The sequence below is a fragment of the Pseudanabaena sp. FACHB-2040 genome, assembly GCF_014696715.1.
Taxonomy (GTDB): Bacteria; Cyanobacteriota; Cyanobacteriia; order Phormidesmidales; family Phormidesmidaceae; genus JACVSF01.
Genome location: NZ_JACJQO010000019.1, coordinates 380,551 through 406,185, shown reverse-complemented (window position 1 = coordinate 406,185; position 25,635 = coordinate 380,551). Strand labels below are relative to the sequence as shown.

26 protein-coding genes are annotated in these 25,635 nt (G+C 56.1%); 17 read left to right on the top strand and 9 right to left on the bottom strand.

Annotated elements, in window-relative coordinates:
• Positions 1–3 precede the first annotated feature (3 nt).
• Together H6G13_RS22065 and H6G13_RS22060 are read left to right on the top strand one after the other, a co-directional pair.
• Positions 4–3,978, top strand: coding sequence for a hydantoinase B/oxoprolinase family protein (locus tag H6G13_RS22065; protein ID WP_190486830.1), 3,975 nt, complete (start codon positions 4–6; stop codon positions 3,976–3,978).
• Between the two features lie 81 nt (positions 3,979–4,059).
• A complete protein-coding gene (locus tag H6G13_RS22060; RefSeq protein ID WP_190486828.1) occupies positions 4,060–4,281 on the top strand; it encodes a hypothetical protein in 222 nt (73 codons plus the stop codon).
• Positions 4,282–4,444: 163 nt separating this feature from the next.
• Here H6G13_RS22060 and H6G13_RS22055 read toward each other — a convergent pair whose 3' ends face one another.
• The 4 genes from H6G13_RS22055 to H6G13_RS22040 all read right to left on the bottom strand — a co-directional run bounded on the left by H6G13_RS22055 (position 4,445) and on the right by H6G13_RS22040 (position 6,682).
• A complete protein-coding gene (locus H6G13_RS22055) occupies positions 4,445–4,738 on the bottom strand; it encodes a hypothetical protein (RefSeq protein ID WP_190486826.1) in 294 nt (97 codons plus the stop codon).
• A gap of 407 nt (positions 4,739–5,145) precedes the next feature.
• The gene (locus H6G13_RS22050; RefSeq protein WP_190486824.1) at positions 5,146–5,475 is read right to left on the bottom strand and encodes a type II toxin-antitoxin system PemK/MazF family toxin; all 330 of its coding nucleotides are present in this window, start codon (positions 5,473–5,475) and stop codon (positions 5,146–5,148) included.
• On the bottom strand, positions 5,463–5,738 hold the full coding sequence (locus H6G13_RS22045; RefSeq protein WP_190486821.1) for an AbrB/MazE/SpoVT family DNA-binding domain-containing protein: 276 nt from the start codon (positions 5,736–5,738) through the stop codon (positions 5,463–5,465). The genes H6G13_RS22050 and H6G13_RS22045 overlap by 13 nt, the downstream gene beginning before the upstream one ends.
• 38 nt (positions 5,739–5,776) lie before the next feature.
• Positions 5,777–6,682 (bottom strand): hypothetical protein, encoded by a 906-nt coding sequence (locus H6G13_RS22040; RefSeq protein ID WP_190486819.1) that lies wholly within the window; start codon positions 6,680–6,682, stop codon positions 5,777–5,779.
• A gap of 77 nt (positions 6,683–6,759) precedes the next feature.
• On the opposite strand from H6G13_RS22040, the gene H6G13_RS22035 reads away from it, so the two are divergent.
• From H6G13_RS22035 to H6G13_RS21980, 12 genes are all read left to right on the top strand, one after another.
• Positions 6,760–7,359, top strand: coding sequence for a hypothetical protein (locus tag H6G13_RS22035; RefSeq protein ID WP_242028456.1), 600 nt, complete (start codon positions 6,760–6,762; stop codon positions 7,357–7,359).
• An 84-nt stretch (positions 7,360–7,443) separates the two neighbouring features.
• The gene (locus H6G13_RS22030) at positions 7,444–7,953 is read left to right on the top strand and encodes a pentapeptide repeat-containing protein (protein WP_199306499.1); all 510 of its coding nucleotides are present in this window, start codon (positions 7,444–7,446) and stop codon (positions 7,951–7,953) included.
• Between the two features lie 28 nt (positions 7,954–7,981).
• On the top strand, positions 7,982–9,115 hold the full coding sequence (gene cbiD / locus H6G13_RS22025; protein ID WP_190486815.1) for a cobalt-precorrin-5B (C(1))-methyltransferase CbiD: 1,134 nt from the start codon (positions 7,982–7,984) through the stop codon (positions 9,113–9,115).
• Between the two features lie 181 nt (positions 9,116–9,296).
• Positions 9,297–10,910 carry a glutamine-hydrolyzing GMP synthase gene (gene guaA / locus H6G13_RS22020; protein ID WP_347277514.1) on the top strand — a complete coding sequence of 538 codons (1,614 nt, stop codon included), beginning with the start codon at positions 9,297–9,299 and terminating at the stop codon, positions 10,908–10,910.
• Between the two features lie 249 nt (positions 10,911–11,159).
• A complete protein-coding gene (locus tag H6G13_RS22015; protein WP_190486813.1) occupies positions 11,160–11,870 on the top strand; it encodes a class I SAM-dependent methyltransferase in 711 nt (236 codons plus the stop codon).
• A gap of 146 nt (positions 11,871–12,016) precedes the next feature.
• Entirely contained in the window at positions 12,017–12,841 is an 825-nt protein-coding gene (locus tag H6G13_RS22010; protein WP_190486811.1) for a DUF1206 domain-containing protein, read from the top strand.
• Positions 12,842–13,009: 168 nt separating this feature from the next.
• A complete protein-coding gene (locus tag H6G13_RS22005; RefSeq protein ID WP_190486809.1) occupies positions 13,010–13,954 on the top strand; it encodes an RluA family pseudouridine synthase in 945 nt (314 codons plus the stop codon).
• Between the two features lie 131 nt (positions 13,955–14,085).
• Positions 14,086–14,439, top strand: coding sequence for a translation initiation factor (locus H6G13_RS22000; RefSeq protein ID WP_190486807.1), 354 nt, complete (start codon positions 14,086–14,088; stop codon positions 14,437–14,439).
• 51 nt (positions 14,440–14,490) lie between these two features.
• A complete protein-coding gene (locus tag H6G13_RS21995; RefSeq protein ID WP_190486805.1) occupies positions 14,491–16,419 on the top strand; it encodes a family 10 glycosylhydrolase in 1,929 nt (642 codons plus the stop codon).
• 142 nt (positions 16,420–16,561) lie between these two features.
• The gene (locus H6G13_RS21990) at positions 16,562–17,434 is read left to right on the top strand and encodes a phosphatidate cytidylyltransferase (protein WP_190486803.1); all 873 of its coding nucleotides are present in this window, start codon (positions 16,562–16,564) and stop codon (positions 17,432–17,434) included.
• A 207-nt stretch (positions 17,435–17,641) separates the two neighbouring features.
• Positions 17,642–17,965 (top strand): phasin family protein, encoded by a 324-nt coding sequence (locus H6G13_RS21985; protein WP_190486801.1) that lies wholly within the window; start codon positions 17,642–17,644, stop codon positions 17,963–17,965.
• Positions 17,966–18,059: 94 nt separating this feature from the next.
• Positions 18,060–18,635 (top strand): FKBP-type peptidyl-prolyl cis-trans isomerase, encoded by a 576-nt coding sequence (locus tag H6G13_RS21980; protein ID WP_190486799.1) that lies wholly within the window; start codon positions 18,060–18,062, stop codon positions 18,633–18,635.
• Between the two features lie 110 nt (positions 18,636–18,745).
• Here the strand turns inward: H6G13_RS21980 and H6G13_RS21975 are convergent, their stop codons facing one another.
• On the bottom strand, positions 18,746–19,495 hold the full coding sequence (locus tag H6G13_RS21975) for a creatininase family protein (protein ID WP_190486797.1): 750 nt from the start codon (positions 19,493–19,495) through the stop codon (positions 18,746–18,748).
• 510 nt (positions 19,496–20,005) lie between these two features.
• Here H6G13_RS21975 and H6G13_RS21970 point away from each other — a divergent pair.
• Positions 20,006–20,317: a DUF6679 family protein gene (locus H6G13_RS21970; protein ID WP_190487041.1), complete on the top strand. Its 312-nt coding sequence runs from the start codon at positions 20,006–20,008 to the stop codon at positions 20,315–20,317.
• A gap of 153 nt (positions 20,318–20,470) precedes the next feature.
• Here H6G13_RS21970 and H6G13_RS21965 read toward each other — a convergent pair whose 3' ends face one another.
• A complete protein-coding gene (locus tag H6G13_RS21965; RefSeq protein ID WP_347277513.1) occupies positions 20,471–22,171 on the bottom strand; it encodes an MBL fold metallo-hydrolase in 1,701 nt (566 codons plus the stop codon).
• 46 nt (positions 22,172–22,217) lie between these two features.
• On the bottom strand, positions 22,218–22,340 hold the full coding sequence (locus H6G13_RS29250; RefSeq protein ID WP_277882543.1) for a hypothetical protein: 123 nt from the start codon (positions 22,338–22,340) through the stop codon (positions 22,218–22,220).
• 145 nt (positions 22,341–22,485) lie between these two features.
• Here H6G13_RS29250 and H6G13_RS21960 point away from each other — a divergent pair, with 145 nt between their 5' ends.
• On the top strand, positions 22,486–23,100 hold the full coding sequence (locus H6G13_RS21960; protein ID WP_347277512.1) for a DNA-3-methyladenine glycosylase: 615 nt from the start codon (positions 22,486–22,488) through the stop codon (positions 23,098–23,100).
• An 8-nt stretch (positions 23,101–23,108) separates the two neighbouring features.
• On the opposite strand, the gene H6G13_RS21955 is transcribed toward H6G13_RS21960, so the two are convergent.
• Positions 23,109–23,792 carry a hypothetical protein gene (locus H6G13_RS21955; protein ID WP_190486795.1) on the bottom strand — a complete coding sequence of 228 codons (684 nt, stop codon included), beginning with the start codon at positions 23,790–23,792 and terminating at the stop codon, positions 23,109–23,111.
• Here H6G13_RS21955 and H6G13_RS21950 point away from each other — a divergent pair.
• The gene (locus H6G13_RS21950; protein ID WP_190486793.1) at positions 23,791–24,813 is read left to right on the top strand and encodes an aspartate carbamoyltransferase catalytic subunit; all 1,023 of its coding nucleotides are present in this window, start codon (positions 23,791–23,793) and stop codon (positions 24,811–24,813) included. The genes H6G13_RS21955 and H6G13_RS21950 overlap by 2 nt on opposite strands.
• Here the strand turns inward: H6G13_RS21950 and H6G13_RS21945 are convergent.
• Positions 24,766–25,602 carry a YdcF family protein gene (locus H6G13_RS21945; RefSeq protein ID WP_242028455.1) on the bottom strand — a complete coding sequence of 279 codons (837 nt, stop codon included), beginning with the start codon at positions 25,600–25,602 and terminating at the stop codon, positions 24,766–24,768. The two genes, H6G13_RS21950 and H6G13_RS21945, sit on opposite strands and share 48 nt — an antisense overlap.
• Positions 25,603–25,635: the final 33 nt, after the last annotated feature.

Below are 25,635 nucleotides of genomic sequence, written 5' to 3'. Positions count from 1 at the left end.
CCTATGTCCTCTTCATTGCCCTCGGAATCGCCCTCAGATCGTCGCTGGCAGTTCTGGATCGACCGAGGCGGCACCTTCACCGACATCGTGGCGCAGCGGCCAGATGGTCAGCTAGTCGTACACAAGCTGCTCTCTGAAAACCCCGATCGCTATCAGGATGCGCCGATCCAAGGGATTCGAGAGCTGATGGGGGTGCCGGGGGATGCGCCAATTCCGGCGGAGCAGATTGCGGCGGTGAAGATGGGCACGACCGTCGCGACTAATGCGCTGCTGGAGCGCCAAGGCGATCGCACTTTGCTCGTCATCACCCAAGGCTTTAAAGACGCGCTGCGGATCGGCTATCAGAATCGGCCCAACATCTTCGCCCGCCAGATTGAGCTACCGGAAATGCTCTATGAACGAGTGATCGAGGTGGCGGAACGAATTAGCGCCCAGGGAGAGGTGCTGCAGGGGCTTTCGCAGGAGGAGGAGACGCGATTAATCACATCGCTACAAGAGGCGCTGGCAGCGGGGATTCAATCCTGTGCTGTCGTGCTGATGCACGGCTACCGCTACCCGGTTCATGAGCAGCGGGTAGCAGCTCTGGCGCGTCAGGTTGGCTTTACCCAGGTGTCGGTTTCGCATCAGGTCAGCCCCTTGATAAAGCTGATCAGCCGAGGCGATACAACCGTAGTAGATGCGTATCTGTCACCGATTTTGCGGCGGTATGTAGATCGGGTGGCGGGGGAGTTAGGGGGAGTGGGAGTGGATGAGTGGATAAGTGAATGGGTGGATGGGGAAGGTAAGGGAGAGGGGAGGACGCAGAGCGGTGGAGCAGGGGAGTGGGGGAGCGGAGAAGAACAATTGCCCGAAACCTTAAACCCTAAACCTAAAACCCTAAACCCTAAACCTAAACCCCTAAACCCTTTACCCTCTGCCCCCCTCCCCCGTCTCATGTTCATGCAATCCAACGGCGGCCTCACCGATGCGGCGCTCTTTCAGGGTAAGGACAGCATCCTGTCAGGCCCAGCCGGGGGTGTTGTCGGAGCAGTGCAGACTAGCCGCATGGCGGGGTATAGCAAAATCATTGGCTTTGACATGGGCGGCACCTCAACGGATGTGTCTCACTACAGCGGCGAGTATGAGCGAGCTTTTGAGACGGAGGTGGCGGGGGTGCGGCTGCGGGCACCGATGATGGCGATTCACACGGTGGCGGCGGGGGGCGGCTCGATTCTGAGCTTTGATGGGTCGCGCTATCGGGTGGGGCCTGCTTCGGCGGGGGCGTATCCGGGGCCTGCGTGTTATCGGCAGGGAGGGCCGTTGGCGGTGACTGACTGCAATGTGATGGTGGGCAAGTTGCAGCCTGCATTTTTTCCGCATGTGTTTGGGCCGGAGGGGAATTTGCCGCTGGAGGGGGAGGGGGTGCGATCGCAATTCACTGCCCTAGCTGAGCGTATTCAGAGTGAGACGGGCGATAGGCGAACGCCGGAGCAGGTGGCGGCAGGGTTTCTTGCGATCGCAGTTGAAAAAATGGCCAACGCCATCAAAAAGATCTCTGTTCAGCGAGGCCACGATGTATCGGAATATGCCCTCTGCTGCTTTGGCGGCGCGGGCGGCCAGCACGCCTGCATGATTGCCGATGCTCTGGGCATTCGAGAAATTTTTCTGCATCCTTACGCAGGCGTGCTCTCGGCCTACGGCATGGGGCTGGCCGATATTCGGTCGGTGCATGAGCGCTCAGCTGAAGCTGCTTTGTCGGAGGCCAATCGAGCTGATCTAGAAGCCCTCTTAGCTGACCTGGCAAACCGGGGCAAAGCTGATTTGGCGAAGCAAGGTATCACCGTCCCTGAAACAGCCGCTCCCCTAGAATCTACTGCCCAGCTTCAAGTGTTGCCCCAGGTTCATTTGCGCTACGAGGGCACCGATTCGACGCTGCTGGTGGATTTTGGAACAGTGGCGGAGATGCGATCGCACTTCGAGCGCCTGCACCACCAACGCTACGGCTTCACCCTGCCCGACAAGCCCCTGATCGTCGCCACCGTCTCGGTGGAAGTCATCGGCAAAACCGAACTGCCCGAAGAACCCCCGCTTCAGGCTCAAAGAAGTGCTTCCCTAAAACCCAAAACTACCGTCCCCGTCTACACCGCAAATCAGTGGTGGGACACCCCCGTTTTTGATCGACAAGACCTTATCCCTGGCGACACCATTACTGGCCCTGCCATCCTAATTGAGCCAACAGGCACCAACGTTGTCGAACCTGGCTGGTCAGCAAGTTTGACAGAGAGGGGGTATTTGATTTTGAGAAGGGAGGAGAGGGGAGAGAAGAGAGAGGAGTGGGAAGGCAGCAGGCAGCAGGCGGACAGCGGAAGCTCTCACCCCTCCACCCCTTCACCCCTCCACCCCTCCACTCCCCCCGATCCCGTCATGCTCGAAATCTTCAACAACCTCTTTCGGGCCATTGCTGAAGAAATGGGCGTGACGTTGCAAAACACTAGCTACTCAGTCAACATCAAAGAGCGTCTAGACTTTTCCTGCGCCATTTTCGACCAGCATGGGCAACTGGTAGCTAATGCGCCTCATATCCCAGTTCACCTGGGATCAATGGGAGAAAGCATCCAGAGCCTAATTCAGGCCAAGGGCGATCAGCTCAAGCCGGGGGATGTCTACATGCTCAACAACCCCTACAACGGCGGTACCCACCTCCCTGACATCACCGTCATCACCCCCGTTTTCCTTCCCACCGATTCCACTTCCCCAGCCACCCATCCGTCTATCCACCCATCTACTTCCCCCACCCCTCCCCTCTTCTACGTCGCCTCACGCGGTCACCACGCTGACATCGGTGGCATCACCCCAGGCTCCATGCCCCCTGCCAGCACCACGATTGAAGAGGAGGGGGTGCTGATCGATAACTTTCTGCTGGTCGATGGCGGGGAGTTTCGAGAGCGGGCGCTGCTGGATCTGCTGACGGGTGCGCCTTACCCAGTGCGGAACTCGACTCAGAATGTGGCGGATTTGCAGGCGCAGATTGCAGCCAATGAGAAGGGGGCGCAGGAGCTGCGGCGCATGGTGGAGCACTATGGCTTGGAGACAGTGCAGGCGTATATGCAGCACGTTCAGGACAATGCTGAGGAGTGCGTGCGGCGGGTGATTGCGGTGCTTAAGGATGGGGCGTTTACCTATGCCTTGGATGATGGCAGCGAGATCCGGGTAGCGATCGCAATTAACCCCGAGGAGCGCAAAGCCCGCATTGATTTCACGGGCACCTCGGAGCAGCGACCTAGTAATTTCAATGCGCCGTCTGCCGTGTGTAAGGCGGCGGTGCTCTATGTGTTTCGGACGCTGGTGGATGATGACATTCCGCTTAATGCGGGCTGTTTGAAGCCATTAGATATCGTGATTCCAGAGGGTTCTCTACTAAAACCACGCTATCCGGCGGCAGTGGTGGCGGGCAATGTGGAGGTGTCGCAGGCGGTGACGGATGCGCTGTATGGGGCGCTGGGGGTGATGGCAGGTTCTCAGGGCACGATGAACAACTTCACCTTTGGCAATCAGCGGCACCAGTATTACGAGACGATTTGCGGCGGTTCGGGGGCTGGCCCTGGCTTTGATGGGACGGATTCCGTACATACTCACATGACCAATTCCCGGTTGACTGATCCGGAGGTGCTGGAGTGGCGCTTTCCGGTGCTATTGCGGGAGTTTTCGATTCGGCGGGGCAGCGGCGGCAGCGGCCAATACCGAGGGGGCAACGGCATTGTGCGGCGACTGGAGTTTCGAGAAGCGATGACGGCAGCGATTCTCTCTAGCCATCGGCGGGTGCCACCCTTTGGTCTGTCGGGGGGAGAGCCGGGTCAGGTGGGGGAGAATGCGGTGGAGCGGGCGGAGGGCACTATCGAGATCCTGGGCAGCCAGGCGACGGTGGCTGTGGAGGTGGGGGATGTGGTTGCGATCGCAACCCCCGGCGGCGGCGGCTACGGCCCCTGTCAGCCGGACTAACTGCAGTGGCTGTCAAGTGTTACAGTACGAGCGACGCCCCCGCCAACGGTGGCGCTTTTAACCAGGCACCTTGAAACCCGCATGACCCCTGAGCAACGATTTGAAATGATTGAGCAGCGGCTCGCTAGCGCCACCGCAATTTTAGAAGCGGCCTCGGCTCAGCAGGCGGCTCTGATTGAGCAGCACATGCAGGTGGTTAGCTTGCTTAAGGCCACTGCGGCTCAGCAGACAGCGCTGGTGGAAATGGTCAATCAGTTGACGGCCCAGGTCAATACCTATGTGGCAGCCGGACAGCAGGTTTAGCAGCGTGTTGGTAGGTTAGTGTCGAGCTTGCAAGGCGCTATAAAGCTTGAGACTGTTGAGTTTTGCCAAGCCCCAACTCAACCTGCGGGGACTCTACTGTTTGCGAGGATGGGTGCGTCACGCGCTACGATGACGCACCCTACTAACGCTATGGGGACTGAACTTATTGTGCTAGTGGCTGAGTGGGGAGACGGTAGCGCTGTAGGTAACGCAGCACGTCGCTGGGGTCAGGACGAATCAGCAGGCCATTTTCTGGAATGTCGATGACGTGGCTCCACTCAAATTGCTCGGCATAGCCCAGCAGGTGCAGGCTGTTGATTGCGCCTTGAATTGCTGTTTCTGAGCCAACTAGATACAGGCGTAAGCGCTCACGCTTGGGCCGGATTGGGGCTACAGGCGCAGGAGGCCGTGCCGCCTCGGCGAGAGGAGACGACAAGAAGTATTGAATTTGCAGCATTTCAGGGATTCCTTGGAAATTAATGGGTAGGAATCCCCGAAAAGATGGTTTTTCCCAACAGTGAGCAAGTAACAGAGCGACCTAAAATAGGACAGCCCTGAGACAGGTGTTTGCTGTCAACGGGTTAGGCGCTGGTTGATGTTGGCGCATCTGCCAGTGCCGCAGACCAAATTTTCGGGGCAAGACAAGCTGCTGTGAGACAGCTATAGCTGAGCATGCTATCTGATTTGATCTCTAAAGACAAGTAAAAACTGATACGGCTTTTGATGAGCCAGCCTTAGACCCCAGGGTTCTTAAAGAACCCTGGGGTCTGTATGTTGCGCGGATTTAGGGGCGCTGGACTAGGGTGCGATCGCACCTCAAAGAGACAAAAAGACAACAGGCAGACAGACGCTGATGGCTCATTCTTACTCAGCAAAGAGTTCGGCCAAGACGGCTAGAACGTCCTTCTGCGTCACCACCGGAATGGCCCCCAGCTTTTTGATGATGCGCTTTTTATCAATTGTGCGGAGCTGATCGAGCACGATTTGTCCGGCTTTGCCTTCAAACTCGCAGGTAATGCGGGTGGGGTAGTCACGGCCTTTCGTAGTCATGGGGGCCACGATGAGAGTTGAGATGTAGCGATTCATCTCATCGGGGGAGACGACTAGGCAGGGCCGGGTTTTGCGAATTTCGTTGCCAATGGTGGGATCGAGGTTGACAAGAATAACATCGAAGCGCCTGATCACCACGTCCATTCATCCTCATCCCAGTCGCTCAGGCTGGGGCTATTTTCATCGAGCAGGGTATCGTCTTCAAACTCGGCCATCTGCTGAAACTGGTCGGCCCAACTGTGGCGGGGGGCCTGCACCGAGCGGATAATAAGCTGGTCAGCTTGAATCTCTAGCTCAACTTCGCCAGATAGCCCCAACTGCTCCAGAATCGGCTTGGGAATGCGAATGCCCTGGGAGTTGCCAATCCTGACAATGCGGGTGCGGGTTGTGGCGGTGGAGGCGACCATGATCAGTAGGTGTAGTTACAGCGTAATTACATAATAGTCTAAGCCCCTTTTAAACGGTCTGCGATCGCATCTAAAACTTGCTCGCTTAACCTCCAACGGGGCTTATCCTCCGGCGTTAGCCAATGGTTGGGTCCTTCACTGCGCTGGTCTAAAATCGCCTGCTGTAGCTGCTGTAGCTGATCAAGGTTCATATCAGAAAGCATTTTGCTGGCTGCTTTAAGCGCCGCAAACTGCTCAAATGCCGAACGAGGCTGAGCGATTGCGTTGACCACCAGACTAAAACACTCCCGGTAGGGATAGCGGTGTAGCATCTGCAGGGCCACAATGCGATCGCCCTCACTGCCTCGATTGAACATTGCTGAGATGGTCTGAGAGTCGCAATGGGCCTCTCCCGCCATCGCCCGAATCCGGGCTGTAATCTCCTGCATCCGGAACGTGCGCTGACTGCCTGACGACATCACCCGCCGCACTTCTTCATATTCTCTGGCTAACGAACTGAGACGATCGCGGGCCTCGGCTTCGCTGCCTGCTGCCGCTGCCCCTAGCTTCTGTTCGGCCTCCTGACGCACGGCGGCTACCTGCTCCTGTTCAGCCTTGCCCAGCGATGGCTCGACCGAGTCTAGCGTTGCAATAAGCTTGGGCAGCAGGCTAATCAGGCCCGGTGTATTGGCTTCTCCAGCTCCCGTTTTAATGCCGCCGCCCGCAACCGCCAAAATTCGCAGCAGCACTGGTAGCCAGATCAGGCCAAACATCACCGCTGTAATCGATTTGATACCAAAGTTAAATGACCAGCCCGTTTGAGCTGAATAGGCGACATCGATCATGCTTAGGAGGATAACCAGCACCGCTGTCACTAGCCAGAGCCGAGGCAGCAGCAGCAACAGTTCCAAAATGGCATTGAGCTGGCCGAGCGGTAGCTCAGTGGAGTTGAAATTGCGCTTCATCCCTAAAGAATTACCTGGATAACCTCCAAATACTAGAGAGAAAACCTGCTTTCTTACACGAATTTTTCGGTAACCTAATGGCGACTAGTCTGGTGGTGAGGTATAAGATGAAACGCCTAATGGTGTTAATGGTTCTGATGCTGGGGGGATGGATGGGCGCTCAAGGTTCTGGCTGGGCCGATGGGATGCCCCCTGGAATGGCCCAACCTCAAACCGCTCCTACGAGTGCCCCCACTGCCCCACCGGCCCCTGGTGCCCCAGCGCGACCTGCCCAGCCCGATGCCTACACCCGAGCTATGCTGCTTGGCTATGCGGCGGCTGAGCAGGGGGATTATCAAACGGCTTTGATCAACTTTCGGCGGGCCTTGGCGGCCCGGCCTAACGACCGCTACGCTCAGGCTGCCATTCGCAACATGGAGTCATTTATCGTCGAACAAAGAGAGGCGGCGAGGCGGCGAGAAATTGCTACCTTGCAGGCTCGCTTAACTGCAGCGGTAGGGCAGACAGACTGGTCTTGTGCGGCGGCAACCGTTGATCAGCTAACGACTTACTTTCCAGCGACTTCGCTAGAGCGAGCTCAGCTTGTGGCCTATCGGGGCGAGATTACTGGCTTTTTAGAGGCCCGCAGCAATGTAGAAACCTGGTCCACAGTTTGCCTAGGGCTGGGGCAGCCGTAGACACAGGTTCTCCCAACCATCCCCGGATTCGCGGTCTAAGATGTGGTACTTAAGAATAAGTCAGCGTATTCGGGGATGTGGACCATGAAGCGTCAAGGGTTGGTATTAGCTGGGGTATTGGCAGCTACTGTGCTGTTTCCACTGTCTGCGGAGGCGTTTAGCTCCCGCGACTTGAGACAGCTAACTCGCTCCAACGCCTGCCCTGGCTGTAATTTGGCTGGCCTTAGATTGCGGGGCGGCGATCTCAGTGGTGTAGATCTCAGCGGTGCTCAACTCGGTGAAGCGCAGCTATTTGGGGCTAACTTGAGTCAGGCCGTTTTAAGCGGGGCAAGCATGCCCAGCGTCTTTCTCAGTGCGGCCAATCTAAGCGAGGCTGATTTGAGCGGAGCCGATCTCAGCCGCGCCTACCTGAGCCAAGCCAATCTAACCAACGCCAACCTGCAGGGGGCTAACCTGAGGGGAGCCATGTTGAGTGGCGCTAATCTAAGCGGGGCCAATTTGAGAGAGGCAGATATTCGCTTTGCGATTTTAAACACCACGCGGTTTTGTGGCACGACGATGCCCGATGGCGCTGTCAACAATAGCGGCTGCTGATTGGGCAATCTGAGCGATTTTTAAGCATATGGCAGATCCCGGCAGCTCAAATATTGCGGACCTGCGTGCGGGCTATACGCTGCCGGTGTTTGCTTGCGCCAGTGCGATCGCAGCTCTGCGCCACCTGCTCAATGCCACCGACAGGCCCAGCAGTGTCTCGATTAACCTGATTGAGCCTGACCAAACTGCCGATATTCCCGTTGAGCAGATAGCGGCACTGCCCGATGGCTCAGTCTTGGCAATCACTCGCAGCGATCCTGGCAGCAATCTAGACCTAACCCGCCACACGCCTATCTGGGCAGTCGTGAACTGGGGCCCTGCCGACCAGTCAGAGCGTATTTTGATCGAGGGCGGCGAGGGCATTGGCAGGCTGCGGGAGGGCGACAAAGCCGCCATTTACCGCTACGCAACCCGACTGCTGCAGGCCAACCTGACCCCTCTCTTGCCCCCCGATAAAGCTCTGCGGGTGACGATTATTTTGCCGGAAGGGCGGGCACTGGCGCAGCGCACCTCTAATGAAGCGTTTGGCGTGGTGGAGGGGCTGTCGCTGCTGGGAACGGGCGGCATTTCCCAACCCTTGAGTGCCCCCGGCCAGCTAGAGGCGTTTCGACAAGAACTCAAAGACAAGGCGGCCCGGTTCGACACCTTGGTGTTTTGTATCGGGGAAAACGGGCTGGATTTAGCCGCTCAGATGGGCGTGGCTCCCGACTGTCGAGTGAAGACTGCAAACTGGCTGGGGCCGCTGCTGGTCGAGGCCGGTAATCAAGGGCTGCCGAAGGTGTTGCTGTTTGGCTACCACGGCAAGCTGATCAAGCTGGCTGGCGGCATTTTTCACACCCATCACCATGTGGCCGACGGCAGGCAGGAGATTTTGGCGGCCCACTGTGCAGCGGCAGGGCTGCCGCCGGACGAGGTCCGGCATGTCCTTGCTAGCGAAACGGTGGAGGCTGGCCTCAAGCACCTGCGGCAGCTAGACGCGGCTTGGGTGGAGCGGGTGTATGGTGCGATCGCAACTCGCATTGACCAGCGGGCCAGTGACTACGTCTTTGCCCTCAGTGCCCAACGCTTGACCGTAGGCTCACTGCTATTTGATCGCAGCCGTAGGGTAATTACAACCAGTTCAATTGGAAATGCACTGCTGAGAGAAACTTTGGTAAGCTAGAAGGAATAATTTTTTTTACAAATTGTCTGGGGCGTTTGCTCACTCGTTCTGCTGCCTAAGAACGGGGCCTTTTCGGGTATCTGTCTTTTTACTCACTGTTTTCTAAAGTATTCCTTTTAGTTATTCTTTTCTGTCGCAGTTTTGTCGGTTTTGTCCACACGAGCATTTCCAGGATTGAACAGTGACCCTTCAAACTGAAAAACTAGCCAACCTTGACGATACGTTTCTGCAGAACGTCGATCGCCAAATGCTGGTCATTCTCGATTTTGGCTCCCAGTATTCTGAGCTGATTGCCCGCCGCATCCGGGAAACCGAGGTGTACTCCGAGGTGCTGTCTTACCGCACTACGGCTGAGCAGCTGCGGCAGCTCAATCCTAAGGGCATTATTCTCTCTGGTGGCCCCAATTCTGTCTACGACACTGGCGCACCCCACTGCGATCCCGAAATTTGGAAACTGGGCATTCCCGTAATGGGCGTGTGCTACGGCATGCAGCTGATGGTGCAGCAGATGGGCGGCAAAGTTGAGCGGGCCGACCGGGGTGAATACGGCAAAGCTTCCCTATTTATTGACGATCCCACCGATTTGCTGACCAATGTCGAAGACGGCAGCACAATGTGGATGAGCCACGGCGACTCGGTGACCGCAATGCCCGAGGGGTTTGTTGTTTTGGCCCACACCGACAACACGCCTTGCGCTGCGATCGCAGATCACGAGCGCAAGTTCTACGGCGTGCAGTTTCATCCAGAAGTGGTTCACTCCACTGGCGGCATTGCCTTAATCCGCAACTTTGTCTATCACATCTGCAACTGCCAGCCCACCTGGACGACCGAAGCCTTCGTTGAAGAAGCGATTCGCGAAGTGCGGGCCAGAGTTGGAGACAAGCGGGTGCTGCTAGCCCTGTCTGGAGGCGTGGATTCGTCTACACTAGCCTTTTTGCTGCACCGGGCCATTGGCGATCAGCTCACCTGCATGTTCATCGACCAGGGCTTCATGCGTAAAGGTGAACCAGAGCGCCTGGTCAAAATCTTTGAGGAGCAGTTTCACATCTCGGTTAGCTACGTCAATGCGCGCGATCGCTTCTTAGAGAAGATTGACGGCGTGACCGACCCCGAAGTGAAACGCAAGCGCATCGGGCACGAATTTATTCGGGTATTTGAAGAAGAGTCACGGCGGCTTGGCCCCTTCGACTATCTGGCCCAAGGCACTCTTTACCCCGACGTGATCGAGTCTGCTGACACCAACGTGGACCCTGCGACAGGCGAGCGGGTTGCAGTTAAGATCAAGAGCCACCACAATGTCGGCGGCCTGCCCAAAGACCTACAATTCAAGCTGGTCGAGCCCCTACGCAAGCTGTTCAAAGACGAAGTGCGCAAAGTAGGTCGCTCCATTGGCCTACCGGAAGAAATTGTTCGCCGCCACCCCTTCCCCGGTCCCGGCCTAGCCATTCGCATCATTGGTGAAGTCACCTCTGAGCGTCTTAACATCCTGCGCGATGCAGACTACATTGTGCGCGAAGAAATTCGCCTGCGCGGCATCTACCACGATTTCTGGCAAGCTTTTGCAGTGCTGCTGCCGGTTCGTAGCGTCGGCGTGATGGGCGACCAGCGCACCTATGCCTACCCAATTGTGCTGCGCCTGATCACCAGCGAAGATGGCATGACCGCCGATTGGGCGCGAGTGCCCTTTGATCTCCTAGAGACAATTTCTAACCGCATTGTCAATGAAGTCAAAGGCGTTAACCGAGTCGTCTACGACATTACCTCCAAGCCGCCTGGCACCATCGAGTGGGAATAGGCATTAGGGTTGTCTGAGTAAAAAAGGTAGAGACAATGTCTCTACCTTTTTTGCATTTTTATAAACAGAACTTGCCATACTAAATTGGCTCAGAATTGCCGAAAAGACTTCCCCCAATCGAAAAATTCAAATAAGATAGCCGCACATAGGTTCGTCCTTGAAAGCCTGATCTACAGGGAACGAAAAAAGGGCGTGACCACGCTTCCTAATAACGGCAATTTTTGATAGGGGTTAATTCAGGTAATGGCTATGAATATTAATTTAACCGTTCATACTGACGATGATATGTTTGTGGCTGAGCACAAGTCTCACTATTTCTCGACCGGGGAATCTGCGCTTAAAAATATCATTGCAGCTTTAAGTACTTCTCAAGAGAAAACGATAAACACTATCCTAGATTTGCCTTGTGGCTATGGTAGGGTGCTGAGGCATCTTCATGCTTACTTTCCTGAGGCTGCAATTACCGCCTGTGATTTAAATCGAGGAGGGGTTGATTTTTGCGTTGAAACCTTTGGGGCAAAAGGCGTCTATTCAAGTCAGAATCTGCTTGATTTGGCTCTTGATCAAACCTTTGATTTAATCTGGTGTGGCTCTCTCTTGACGCACTTGGAAGAGGAACGTTGGCCATCTTGCCTGCAATTTTTCTCTCAACATTTAACTGAAAACGGTATTTTTGTCTTTTCTACGCACGGTCGGCGGGCCTACAATAACCTCCGGAGCCTCAAGCATTCTTATGGTCTGCACGAGCAGGCTGGCCATGAGCTGCTCAAGGACTATGAGGCAACTGGCTTTGGCTATGTAAACTACGCCAGTCATCCTGATTATGGGGTTTCTCTCTCTGCCCCATCCTGGGTTTTTAGGCAGCTTGAGCAGCGCCCTGAGCTAACCATTACTGCCTTCTCAGAGCACAGCTGGGATCAGCATCAGGATGTTTTCGCTTGCCAGAAGGGGACGGTTTGACAGCCTCTGGGCAGGGTACCTAAAAAATAGGGTCTTCCTTGTTTTAAGCCCTTGGAATAGGAGCACTGTTGGGAGATATTTCCCCTGAGGGATGGGGTAAGGACACGATCGCGGCTATACCTAGAGCACTGCACTAATATGTCGCCATGCCTCAGCTCGCCTCTCCACCCAACGTCTCTTCTTCTAAGTGGATCGACACGTTTGCTCGATTGGGCTACGCCACTAAAGGCATTATCTACAGTCTCATTGGTCTGCTGGCGCTCCTGGCAGCTTTTCAAGCCGGGGGTCAGACTACTGATAGCCAGGGTGTTTTGACTACGCTGGCGGGTCAGCCGTTTGGTAAGTTCATGCTGTTTCTAATTGGCATTGGCTTTGCCTGTTATGCCCTCTGGCGGCTGATAGAAGTTGTCAAAGATCCAGAGCATCCTAATAGCTCAGGTGCCGAGAGTGTTTTTCACCGCCTGAGTTATCTCGTCAAGGTGGGCATTTACGGAGGGTTAGCCTTCACCGCGTTTAAGCTGGCTATGGGTTCTGGTGGCGAGAGCGGCAGCTCCAGCCAGGATTCGGTTGCCCGCATCATGGCGCTGCCGTTGGGCCGCTGGCTGATTGCTCTAGGCGGTGCCATTGTCCTCGGTGGCGCATTTTATGAGATGTACAGAGGCTTTAAGGCGAAGTTTCGGGGCAAGCTCAAGCTGCAGGAAATGAGCGCAGACGAACGTACCTGGGCGACACGGGTAGGTAGACTGGGGCTGATTGCCCGAAGCATTGTCTTTAGTCTGATTGGCATCTTCGCCCTACAGGCTGCTTACTATACCAATCCCAGTCGGATTCAAGATCCTGGCGAGGCGCTGCAAACGCTACAGCAGTGGGCCAACCCCTGGGTCTTCGCTGTGATGGCCCTAGGGCTACTGGCCTATGGCATCCATATGTTTTTCATGGCTCGCTATGGTCGCATTGCTACCGGGCAATAAGGAGACTTTGCCCTCTAGCCATAAACTCATGGGGTAAGCCATCAAAGAAGCTTTCCCCTCAAGATTTTACTTGTCTTGCCAATCACCCTGTATAGGAAGAAGGGTCTGTCGCTGTCTCTGTCAAAATAGGAATAGGGACATGCTAAAGTCTCCCTCTGGGGCGCTCTGGTGATTGCTATTTCTGACGAAACAATTGAACTGTCTGTGATTGAAGCCCAGCCTGAGCGACTGGATCGGTGGCTGACAGCCCATATTCAAAAGCTGTCTCGCAACCGCATTCAGAAGCTGATCGATTGGGAGTATGTTGAGCTTAATGGCGAGGTCTGCACCGACAAGAAGCGAGAGGTGCAGGTAGGCGACAAGATTAGCCTCACCATCCCCGAAACCAAGCCCCTTGATTTAACGCCAGAGCCCATTCCCCTCGACATTCTCTATGAAGACGAGCACCTGATTGTTATCAACAAGCCAGCGGGGCTGGTAGTGCATCCGGCTCCTGGCAACATGAGCGGTACCCTAGTTAATGCAGTGCTGGCCCACTGCGGCGAGCAGCTGTTGGGAATTGGTGGGGTGCAGCGTCCGGGCATTGTGCATCGGCTCGACCAGAACACGACCGGGGCGATTGTAGTCGCTAAGACCGACTTGGCCCATCAAGACCTGCAGGCGCAGATGAAGGCCAAGACTGCTCGCCGCGAATATTTAGGGGTGGTGTATGGTTTGCCCCCGCAGGAATCTGGCACAGTTGATGCCCCTGTGGGTCGCCATCCGGCTGACCGCAAAAAGCAAGCTATTGTGCCTGAAGAGAAGGGCGGCCGCCACGCCGTTACCCACTGGCAGGTCGAGGAGCGCCTGGGCAACTTTACCCTCTGTAGGTTTCGCCTGGAGACCGGCCGTACCCATCAAATCAGGGTTCACTGCGCCCACATTGGCCACCCCATCGTAGGCGATCCTACTTATGGCTCAGGTCGCTCAGTCGGTGTGAATTTGCCGGGTCAGGCGCTGCATGCTGAGCGACTAGAGCTGCGGCACCCCGCTACTGGGGAAACGGTGGTTGCGATCGCACCTCTGCCCGCTCATTTCCTGAAACTCTTGGACGTTCTGCGTAAGCGGAGTTAGGGGAGACGTGGGAGGGACAGCGGGCAAAGAAGGGGGCAGCTGTCCCCATGATCCTACTAAAGCGAGCAGCGGGAGGTTAAAATGCCTTCATCCTATGCGCCGATGCACCTTCAAAGCGCATTTTGCAACTCATGGCTAAATCCAAACCCAACCCCTTTGAGCGGGGAGATCGGCGGGTCTACAGCGAATTTGGCAATACCCAGCCAGCCGCTCTGAATCGGGGAGTGCCGGATCTACCGCCCAACCAGCAGCAGATTCGGGTCCAGCCGTCTCGTAAAGGCCGCAATGGCAAGACAGTGACTGTAATCACTGGCTTTCAGCACTCGCCACAAACCCTGGCGACACTGGCCAAGCAGCTAAAGGCACAGTGTGGTACAGGCGGTACTGCCAAAGACGACACGATTGAAATTCAGGGAGATCACACCCAAAAGCTTGTCGATTTGCTGGTAGCAAAAGGCTACCAAGCCAAACGCAGCGGTGGCTAAGCTGCTTTGGGGTTGGCCCAATTTACGTACGGCATTTTTTAGGAGATAGGCATGTTCAAGCTTGGTCGGGGCTGGCGCAGTGGGCTAACTGCATCAGCCGGGTTTATATTGGCCCTGTTACTGGTGTTGGCGACAGGGGCCGGACTGCCGCTGCAGGCTCAGGTCTTTCCTCGCCCGACGGCCCCTGCTTCGCCTGCCCCGGTAGTCGTGCCTGCACCTCCAGTTATTCCCCGCGACATTCAAGGGCACTGGGCTCAGGACTGTCTACGGTTCTTGGCTCAGCAGCGCACGATTGCGCCAAATCAGGAGGGGTTCTTCTACCCAGATGAGGCGATTACTTGGGGCGACTTTGTCGGTGTGCTCAATTTGGTGTTTCCTTCAGGTCAAGCCGGCAATTGGGCCAGTCCGTTAGAGCGGGCCTTGGGGCTGACCAGCGTGGCCAATGTGGTGTCCCACTATCCGCCTCACTACTTCGTTCCGACTCGGCCAATTGCTCGGGCAGAGGCGATTATGGCGCTGGCTGCCAAGCTGGAGGCAGCATATCCGACGGTTGCCAATGGAGTTTTAGCCAGCAGCTTGAGTGATGCCAGTCAGGTACCTGCCTATGCCCGTGAAGGCGTTGCGGCGGCCCTAATGCGGGGCTTGGTAGTGAACTATCCGGAGGCCCGGCAGCTTAACCCCAACCAGCCGATGACACGGGGCGCGGCTGCAGCGCTGCTCTGTCGGGCCAATGGCGATCCGACTGTGCAGGCGCTGGTGCCTGCTCAGTATGTGCCTGCCTTTCCTCAGCCCCAAAGCCCTGCTGCCCCAGGGCGAGAAACGCGAGGCGTCTGGCTGACCAACATTGACAGCAACGTGCTGTTTTCTAGGGAAAACCTCGAAGCTGCGGTCGACCGCCTGGCGGCGCTAAACATTAATACCCTCTACCCCGTGATCTGGAACTGGGGCTACACCCTTTTTCCCAGCCGCTCAGCGGAGCGGGAACTGGGGGTTAAGCAGCACCTCTATGGGGAAACCAGTACGCCTCAGCTCGAAGCGGCTCAAGCCGACCGGGACATGCTGCAGGAGTTGATCGAACTGGGCCATGCTCGGGGCATGAAGGTGATTCCCTGGTTTGAGTTTGGCTTTATGGCCCCCGACAACTATGTGCTGGAGCGCCGCCACCCAGACTGGTTTACTCAAAAGCGGGTGGAAGTGCCCGAAACGCCGCTGATTCCGAGCATCTTGCAGCGGTTGCCAGGGGTTGAAGCAGCGCCGCCACCGCCCGATCCGCGTATCTGGCTAGAGGGCAACGTGTTGCCTAGACTGTGGCTCAATCCCTTCCACCCCCAGGCCCAGAAGTTTCTGCTGGAGCTGACCAACGATGTGATGTCGAACTACGATGTCGATGGATTTCAGGTGGATGATCATTTGGGGCTACCGGTTGAGTTCGGCTATGACCCCTACACAATCAATCTTTACAAATCAGAGCATGAGGGAAATGCTCCGCCCGATGACTATGCAAATGCCGAGTGGGTGCGCTGGCGGGCTAATAAAATCTCTGACTTTATGGGCCAGATTCACAAGCTAGTCAAAGCCCGCAAGCCTCAGGCTGTGGTGTCGGTTTCGCCTAATCCGTACCCCTTTTCCTACGTCAATTACCTGCAGGACTGGCCTGAGTGGCAGCGCCGGGGCATCATTGATGAGCTGATTGTGCAGATTTACCGGGATGACCAGAACCGCTTTATTTGGGAGCTTAATAAGCCATCTATCGAAGAGGCGCGCCGCCGCATTTCGACCAGTGTGGGGCTGCTCAGTGGGTTGCGGGCCAAGCCGGTGAATATGACCTGGCTGCGGGCACAGATTGATGCGGTGCGCGATCGCAACTTTGCAGGCGTGTCTTTCTTCTTTTATGAAACGCTCTGGATTGGCCCCGAGGGACCGCAGCAGCGTGCCGATGGGTTTAAAGAGGCGTTTCCCAATGTGGTGAGTCGTCCTTAGGGGCTCGTAGGTAAGGCCAAAGCGCGCCCAACCGATTACACTAGCGTTCAGTACTCAATGCGAGATCAAGGCCAACCTGGGGCAGCGGGCGCAATGCGCTCTGTAGCAGCAGGTTGGCTTTGGAGAGCACCATCCTTTGCCTATGCCGTGGTCTCGGATTATTAGCGGAATTGTTGCGATCGCAGTCGCTCTCGGCATGATCCTGCTGGGCGGCTGGTATTTCACGGTGGGCTTTGGCGTAATTGTCTTCCTCGGCCAGCTAGAAATTTTTCAGCTGGTGCGGGCAAAAGGCATTCTCCCGGCTGCCAAGACCACGCTGCTAGTCAGCCAAATTCTTTTGCTGACGGCCCACATTGCGCCTTCTCTAGCCAGTGCCCTGCTCACCGTTGGCGGCACTTTTATCTGCTTCTATCTGTTGTTTCAGCCCAAATTTGCCACCATTGCCGATGTGGCCGCGTCTATCCTAGGGCTGTTTTATGGCGGCTATCTGCCCAGCTTCTGGATTCGCCTGCGAGATCTGGGTAGCGCCGAGGTAGCTAACCTGCCGCTAGGAGGCTACTGGCCCGAATCTTGGCTGTCGATCACCGCGCTGCCTCAGGGGCTGACTGTCACCTTGCTGGCCTTTGCCTGTATTTGGGCCTCTGATATTGGGGCCTATGCCATAGGTCGCCTGTTTGGCCGTACTCCACTGTCCAACATCAGCCCCAAAAAGACCGTAGAAGGGGCGCTGTTCGGCATGGCGGCCAGCATCTGCGTGGGTCTGCTGGGCAGCTATTCGCTGCACTGGCCGCTCTGGCCGCTGGCCGGGTCGGCGCTAGGCATTTTAATTGGTACCTCCAGTCTGCTAGGCGACCTGACCGAATCGCTGATGAAGCGAGATGCTGGGGTCAAAGACTCTGGCGATTTGATTCCAGGCCACGGCGGCATGCTCGATCGCACCGACAGTTACGTCTTTACCGGGGCCTTGGTTTATTACTTTGTTACGCTGCTATTACCAGTTTTGCCCCAGCGTTAAAAAGCGTTAAAAGTAGGCAGAAGGCAGAGGGCTGGAGGGGTAGGGGAAAGGGCAGAGGGTAATTTTTACTTTTGTGTGGCGCTTTTCACCCCTTTACGGGTTCGGCTTTCTTACCCAGGGGTTAACCTATTGTTTGACAGAATGAAGCGGTGGGCTGCAGTGAGGGTTTGCTGGGGCTCGATGTTACTGCGAGAATAAAGCGCACTTATGGAAAATAACAACCTGCTCCGGCAGCTTCTGATGATTGGCGTTGGTACGACTTCCCTGGTAGCTGAGCAGCTGCGCCAGGTAACTGAGGAATGGGTTCGCGACGGCAAATTCAATCCGGAACAGGCCCGCAGCTTTGTCGATGATTTTATGAAGCAGTTCAATACGGTCAACGGCTCGGTGGAAGACCAGCTGCATCGTCAGTTCCGCAATGTGCTGCAAGATTTGGGTGTGCCCCGGCAGGCAGAAATGGATGAACTGCGGGGCCGCTTAGACCGGCTAGAGCGGCAGGTACGAGATTTAGAGAATAAGCTCTGGCGGTAGTCGTACACTAGAGGGTGGGCTGTTTTGGCCTACTGAGCATTCGGGATGCTCTTCCCTAAGTGTTACCGACTGAAGTGTTACCGGAGGAATGCGCGTGCGGGAAATTTTGATTAGCTTTGGCATTTTGGCTCTTTGCTGCGGAGTGCTGCTGATAGCTCAGCTGACGGGCACCTCGCCGGATGCGATCGCAGCTACCTTCTCCAGCCCGGCTGAGCCTACCGAAACGATACAGCTAGCCCAGTCGGCTGCTGATCTGATCCCAGCAAATGTCCCAGGCGAGGAAGCCTCATCCATGACCGAAGAGAACCTAAGTCCGACACCCGAAGAAAACCTAACTACGACCAGCTCTGGCCTGCAGTATATCGACCTGGTAGAAGGCACAGGCGCGATGCCCCAAACAGGCCAAAGGGTCACCGTTCACTACACTGGCACTTTGGAAAACGGCACCACCTTTGATAGCTCTCGCGATCGGGGTCGTCCGTTTCAGTTCAATATTGGTGTAGGCCAAGTGATCAAAGGCTGGGATGAAGGTGTCGGCACCATGCGAGTTGGCGGTCAGCGCAAGCTGGTCGTTCCGCCCGAGCTAGGCTACGGAGCCCGGGGCGCAGGCGGTGTCATTCCACCCAACTCCACCCTGATTTTCGATGTGGAGCTGCTCAGCCTCGGCTAAGCTCAAACCTCAACTAAATTTAAGCTAAAACCTCAACTAAATTTCTTTCTTACCTGTAGAGACGCGACTAGTCGCGTCTCTACAGCTTTAAATCCCCTTTGCCCTCTCCCCTACTCCTCCGCCAAAAACCTCAAATACTCCTGACTCAATTCCTTAACCGCTGCCTCATAAAGCCGCTGCCCATGCTCTGGGGTAGCTAGCGCTGGATTAGACCCCATGCGGCCATCCGGGTAGTGCTGGCGAAAATTTGCTGCCCCATAAATGGGGTGACCGGCTGGGGCAATGGGTGGCTCCAAAGGGGCCTGCTTGATGTGGTCGGGGTAGGCAAACTGGGTCAGGGCCACCTCACTGGGGGTTGCGTGAGAGCCTTCCTGATTGCCGTAGAGTTCTTTGGCTATCTGATACACACCGCTGGCCATGTACCAGTTGGCGACTCGGCAGCGTACCTGCTCGGCCTGGGGCAGGTTGAGATCGCTGAGAGCCGCATAGGTTTCTGAAAAAGCCGCTTTGAGAGTGGCAACATTGCCGCCGTGGCCGTTGATGAAAAAGAACCGGGTAAAGCCGTAACGGGCTAAGGGCTTGAGGTAGTCCTGAATTAGCGCAATCAGCGTGCTGGGCCTGAGGCTGAGACTGCCAGGAAAAGCTGTATGGTGCAGTGCCATGCCGACATTAATCGTCGGGCCAACTAGCGCCTTAACTTCTTCTCCCACCCCTTTGGCAATTGTTTCAGCACAGATGGCATCGGTGCCGATCAGGCCGGTCGGGCCATGCTGCTCAGTGGAGCCAATAGGGAAAATAATGCCTTTAGACTGAGCTAGGTAAGCTTCTACTTCCGGCCAGGTAGATAGGTGCAGCAGCATAGCAATTTCTCGACGCGCTTGGGTGGAGGGATTTGAAGATCTACTATAGCGAGTTAGCTTAACGACCCTGGCAAGACAAGCTTTTTATAGTGGTTGTATTGAAAGACAGTAGCTGTACCGTTCGAGCGCCTTTTACTTTTCTGGGCTAATAAGTAGCCTGAGTTACACTAGCCGGAGAGAGTCGCTAGAAACGAAGGTAGACTGAGCCCATGTTTTATCTCTACTGCTGAGGGGAGTGTAAAGCTGAGATTAAGCGGCTGGTAAGTTAAAACAACCACTAACAGAGTTTTCGTTCACATTGATCAAACCCTATTAGACTGATATGTAACTATCTTTAGTATGGTTAAGCAAAATTGGGCAAACTGGATCGAGAGCGATTCGCTACGATTTCCACTGCTGCGAACAGAGGCATCAAAGGGTGCCTACGGTTTTCAAAGCAGGTGAAGGCTGCGTTTCCGGTTTCGTTAAGGTGGACTAGCTTTGATGTTGTTGGCTGAGGAGAAGCACTACATGCTGCACCGCAAGATCTATCAACTCTGCTGTGACGGTCGAGAAGTCTGGATCTTTCTGCGGGACCAACAGCGGTGGATTGAACGGGCGCGCATTCTAGATATTGAAGGTGACCTGGTCACCGTGCGCTACGAGACAGAAGAGGAAGACGAAATTTGCTCCTGGGAAGAAATGCTTCGGCTAGAGAGCATTGGCTCGGTAATGCAGAAGCTGGCAACGGTTCCTCGGGGTGATGTGGAGCTGCTAGTTTCTGATGATTGCCCAGAAACTGAGCAAATTCGGGACCATCGCTCTGAGTCTAATCCTGATTAATTCGGTCGCTACTGGCCTAAACTAAGCTAGAACGTTTCAGTTCCAATAGATATTTGTCATTGCGAGTGGAGCAAAGCAATCTCGGTAGACTAGCTGCTACAGAAAGATTGCCATGCTTCGTTCGCAATGACAGTTTTTGGTATTTTCGTTTTCCTAGGCAGTCTCTTCGGACGAGTCGGAGTTGGGTTGCGATCGCATGTTCGACTGCGCCTCAAACGCTGGACAGTAACCCTCCGGTGTCACCCGAAAGCGGTACAGCGGCGAGGCGGTATTCCAGCAGCGCTGACCTCGCATGTGGACACAGCGCTGACAGCACTCTTGATAGGGCGTATTGACAGCAGCGTTGGCATCACTGAGCAGTTCATGCTGGCTCACCCCATGCAAAACCAGTTCATCTCCCTGCCAGCGAGCCTGGAGTACCCCCGTATCGCCAAACCGCATCCAGCGTGGGTCGGCAGTGAGGGTTTCTGGCAGCAGAACGGTAATGCCGTCGCCGGTCTCTGTTACCTCCCCGTCATACACGATATCGGGAGCCGCAGGCTGCACAAAAGTTTCGCCAATTGGCAGGTCTACGGAGTTGCCAGCAGACGGCAGATGCAGCTGGTAGCGGTTTTGTAGATCTTCTAAACAGGCTAGATCCGACAGGTTGCTAGAGTCACCGTGGACAAACACCACATGCTGAGGCCGCAGGTTGTGAATCAGCTGAGTGGTTCCCGTCGCATCGCTGTGGGTAGTTAAGAGGTAGGTGGCGATCTGGACTCGGCCCGATTCCATCTCGGGGGCCAGCAGCTGCAGCCAATCCAGGGTGGGGTTGGCGTCGTTGGAGTGAGTCTGCAGGGCAACTGTGGCGATGCTGGTGGCAAAAGACTCTGGAAACAGGATAGTCCAGGGGTAGGGTGAGTTGCTGCAGTGGCTGCTGAGATCCGAGGTCCGGTGCCCAATCACAATCGAGGGCGCATCTAGCTCTGGCAGACCCTCAGCCGGAATGCGGCGCACCCGAGGCAAAATTCGCTCATCCCAAAATAGCGGCTGATGGCGAGCAAAATTTTGAACGCTGCTGGGAAAGTAGGGCATCAGCTCCAGATACATATCGCAGCCAGCAGCCACGACTGGATCAACCCAAACCGTTAGATCCTGACCCGTAAACTGGTGATGGCTCCGCAGCAGCATAGCCAGCTCTTGCCCAATGCCTAAAGTTGGCGTGGGGAGCAACACACTGCGGCCCTCCTGCAGGAGATGAAACACATTATCGGCCAGCCGGTTTTCCTGCTGCCGCCTGTGAGGATAGCGGGCGGTGCCGTAGCTGCCTTCTAAAATCAGTACGTCGGGCTTGAGGCCCCGTACCTCTTCCAGGGGTAGCCCCTCCACCAATCGGGAGTTTGAAAGGAAAAAGTCTCCAGTATAGAAAGCGGTGTAGGTGCGCTCTGGGGCCACATAGCTGAGCAAGACACAGGCCGCTCCCGGCAGATGTCCGGCGGGCCAAAGCTGTAGAGTCAGCCCTTTGGCTACCTCAATCGGCGTGCGCCAAGGCAGGGCATGACAGAGATCGGCAGGGACCGGCTTTGAGTCTTGCCAGTTTAGGGGCAGCAGCTGAGCGGTCACCTCGCTGGCAAAGATCGGAACTTTTGGGTAGGTCTGGTGAAACTCCAGCAGCCCACTCACGTGATCGGGGTGGGCGTGGCTGCACAGCACCAAATCGACGGGCTGGCCGCCACCAGCTGGGTCAGGTGGAATGCCGACCCCCTCTGCCAGGCCACAGTCCAGGAGAACCCGATAAGGACCTATCTGAACCTGAAGACAGACACCCTCATGGCCGTGGCCGACACTATACGGTAGACAAGCCAGCTCACTCACGTAATCTCAGACCCGTACAGCACAGAAGCGGTTTCAAGCAGTGGTTTTAGTGGGCTGAGCCATTGCCGTGGTAGCTGTCGGTGTCGTAGAACCCATTTTTGGTGCCAAAGAACAGGGTGGCTACCACAAAGACTGCTGTCAAAACCACTAAGATAAATTTGACGTCCATGAGCAGAGTGTTGATTAACGGTAGAGAGCTAAGTCTAAACTACTGGGCTTGTCTTCCGGCTAAAACCCTCTAGAGGAGGAAAGCCTGTTGGGTGCTATTTCCCTAGATCGTAGCAAGCTCTGCTAATTTTCACCTGTAAAGCTTAGTGTCTCTTAAGGTAATTGCAGACCCTATCGCTCCTGACTGGCTGGCGCGGCCTTCGCTGGTGGTGGCTCCTGATTTGCTGGGCTGTCAACTGGTCAGACGTTGGCCCGACGGGCGGATATTGCGTGGTGTGATTGTGGAAACGGAGGCGTATGCGCCTGGCGATCCGGCCTGCCACGCCTACCGCAGACGCACCGATCGCAATCAGGTGATGTTTGGGCCTGCCGGATTTAGCTATGTGTATCTGATCTATGGCATGTACCACTGTCTGAACGTGGTGACTGATGCTGACGGCGTTCCCAGTGCGGTGCTGATTCGGGCGCTGGAATTAGAGGCTATTCCAGATTGGCTAAGCGGGTCGGCGCGAGAAAAGCCTGTCCGCTGGGCGGCTGGGCCGGGTAAGCTCTGCCGCGTGTTTGACGTTGATCGCAGTCTGAGTGCTCTGCCTCTATCAACAAATTCGCCGCTGTGGCTAGAGCACCGCGATACCCGCTGGCAGACACTGCTGGCAGACACTGCTGCTGTAACTCAGACCACGCGAATTGGCCTGACTCAGGGCGCTGATTTGCCCTGGCGCTGGTACGCGACGGCGTCTTTGGCAGTGTCTAAGCGCTAGCTAGCCAATCAAAAGATTAGGGGGTTGCCCCGTTCGGTAAAGGTGACCTGCTCGATATTCCAGTCGGGGTTTTCCTGCAGGGTAAGGCTGAGGCTGCCAAAGAGCGCCATTTGCTCGCAGATGGATAGGGAGGTGAGCAGCCGCTCGGATTTGGGGTGCAGACGCAGATCAACGTTGGCGGTGCCGAAGGGATCGACAGCAACGCGGTAGCCAGCTAGGTCAAAGGCAAAGAAGTTTTGAGCTGCCAAAACCCGGCCTACTGTGTCTTGAATGGGCGATTCGCGGGAGACTTCAAGAGGTTCAGAGATAAAGTCTTCGCAGCGAGCGTCTAGGCGGTACAGGGTTACGGTAATGGGATCGGTGCGGGGGGCCAGCCAGTAGATCTGAGCCTGCATCTGCTGCAGGGCTTCTAGGAGCGGGTCAGCGGGTAGTGGCGCAGAGTCAAAGGCGATGGCTGTTTCTGGGCCTGTTTCTGGATCGGCTTCTGGGTCTGCTTGTGCAGTGGCGGTGGGGGGAGCCTGCTCAGACTGGCCGGAAGAGGCTGGAGCGGTGCAGCTAGAGAGGCCAGCCAGCAACAGCCCGCCCAGGATTGTCTGGGCTAGAAGGTCCTGCAGCCGCCTCGCGATGGAATACTGGTAGGGGGATCGGCGGCTGCCGGTTGGATTTGGAGTGTGAATGGGTTGATGGATCATGAATAATGCCCCCTGGAATCGACGTCACGTTATTTCCCTGGCAGACTTTACGGCAGCGGAGCTAGAAACCGTTATGCAGACGGCTGTGAGCTTTCGGGAGGTGCTGTCGCGCCGGACTAAGAAGGTGCCTGCCCTGCAGGGCCTGGTGGTGACGAATCTGTTTTTTGAACCGTCTACCCGGACTCGCAGCAGCTTTGAACTGGCGGCCAAGCGCCTCTCGGCGGATGTGCTCAACTTTGCACCGGGCACCTCATCCTTGACCAAGGGCGAAACCATTTTGGATACGGCTAAGACCTATCTAGCGATGGGCACTAACCTGATGGTGATTCGCCACGGTGAGTCGGGGGTGCCAGATGCGATCGCAGCCGAAATGGACCGACTGCAAACTGGAGTCGGCGTTCTCAATGCGGGGGACGGCCTGCACGAACATCCTTCCCAAGCGCTCCTGGATCTTTTCACACTCTGTATGGCCCTTGATCCGGAAAATCCCAGCATCGCCTCGCTGAAAGGTAAGAAGATTGCCATTGTGGGCGACATTTTGCACTCGCGAGTGGCCCGATCTAACCTATGGAGCCTCAGCGCTGCTGGGGCCGAGGTTCATCTAGCAGCGCCGCCAACGCTGCTGCCGCCGGGATTTGCTGAGGCGTTTGTGGCCCTTTCACCCATAGACATTCCCCGCCCTATTGTGCAGCACTGGGCGCTGGAGCCAGCCCTGGCCGATGCCGACTTTGTCATGACCCTGCGGCTACAGAAAGAACGCATGGCCCAGCACCTGCTGCCCAGCCTGCGGGAGTATCATCAGCAGTTTGGGGTGACGTGCGATCGCATTGCCTACTGCCAGCCTCAGGTAAAGGTGCTGCACCCCGGCCCGGTAAACCGGGGCGTGGAAATTAGCTCTGAGCTGATGGATGACCCCCACCGCAGCCTGATTTCAGACCAAGTGACTAACGGGGTGGCGGTTAGAATGGCGCTGCTATACCTGATCTCGGTCGGCCACGGCACTGATGGCTTGGAGGGGTAATTGCGAAGGATTGAGCGCAGTTGGGGTAAGGGTCTGGTTGGCCCAGGGCACCTCGGGCGACTCTGAGCGGGCGAAGTAGCGGCCCATGAGCCCGTAGGCAATTAGCCCTGCCCACTCACGCAAGACCAGCACCTGATTGCCCCGATTCTCTAGGTCGCCGGGAAGAGGGCTGATGTGAGGGGTGACCTTAAAGCCAAAGCTCTGGAAGGTGAGTTGCGATCGCAGCATATGTGGCGGGTCGGTCACCAGCACAATTCGCTGCACTCCCTGGGGCCGCAGTAGGGCTGCCGTGAACTCAGCATTTTCCTCGGTAGTTGAGGAGCAGGGCTCGCCATCTAAGGCTTGGGCCGGTACTCCCTTAGACTTCAGCTTTTGGGCGATTTCGATGGCGTCTCCCCGGCCACTGGTGAAGATCAACGGTGCCCGCTCTTGCTGCCACAGCTCGGTGGCAACGTCTACCCGGCTAGGCCGCAAAGGGGTTCCTCGACCCAAGACGACAATGGCATCGGCAGGCTGCCCTGGGTCTTGGGGAACCCCCACCATTAAAAAACGACTGCCTATTTTGGCAATCGTGGGGGAAAACAGTACCAGGTAAATGAGTGTTAACGTCAGCCCGATGCGGCTGACGGGGCGTTTCCAGCGTTCAGCTCGCAGCAGCCACGGCAGGCCGGTAAACGCCAGCAGCACCGGCACAACGAGGGTAGGCTGAGTTACCCAACGAAAAATCATGTGTTTGATTGGTACCAAACTGCTTTCTACGGTTTCTTGACACAACGATGGATCGATCATGGTTATGCATTCCACTGCGATTTGAGTTTGTCA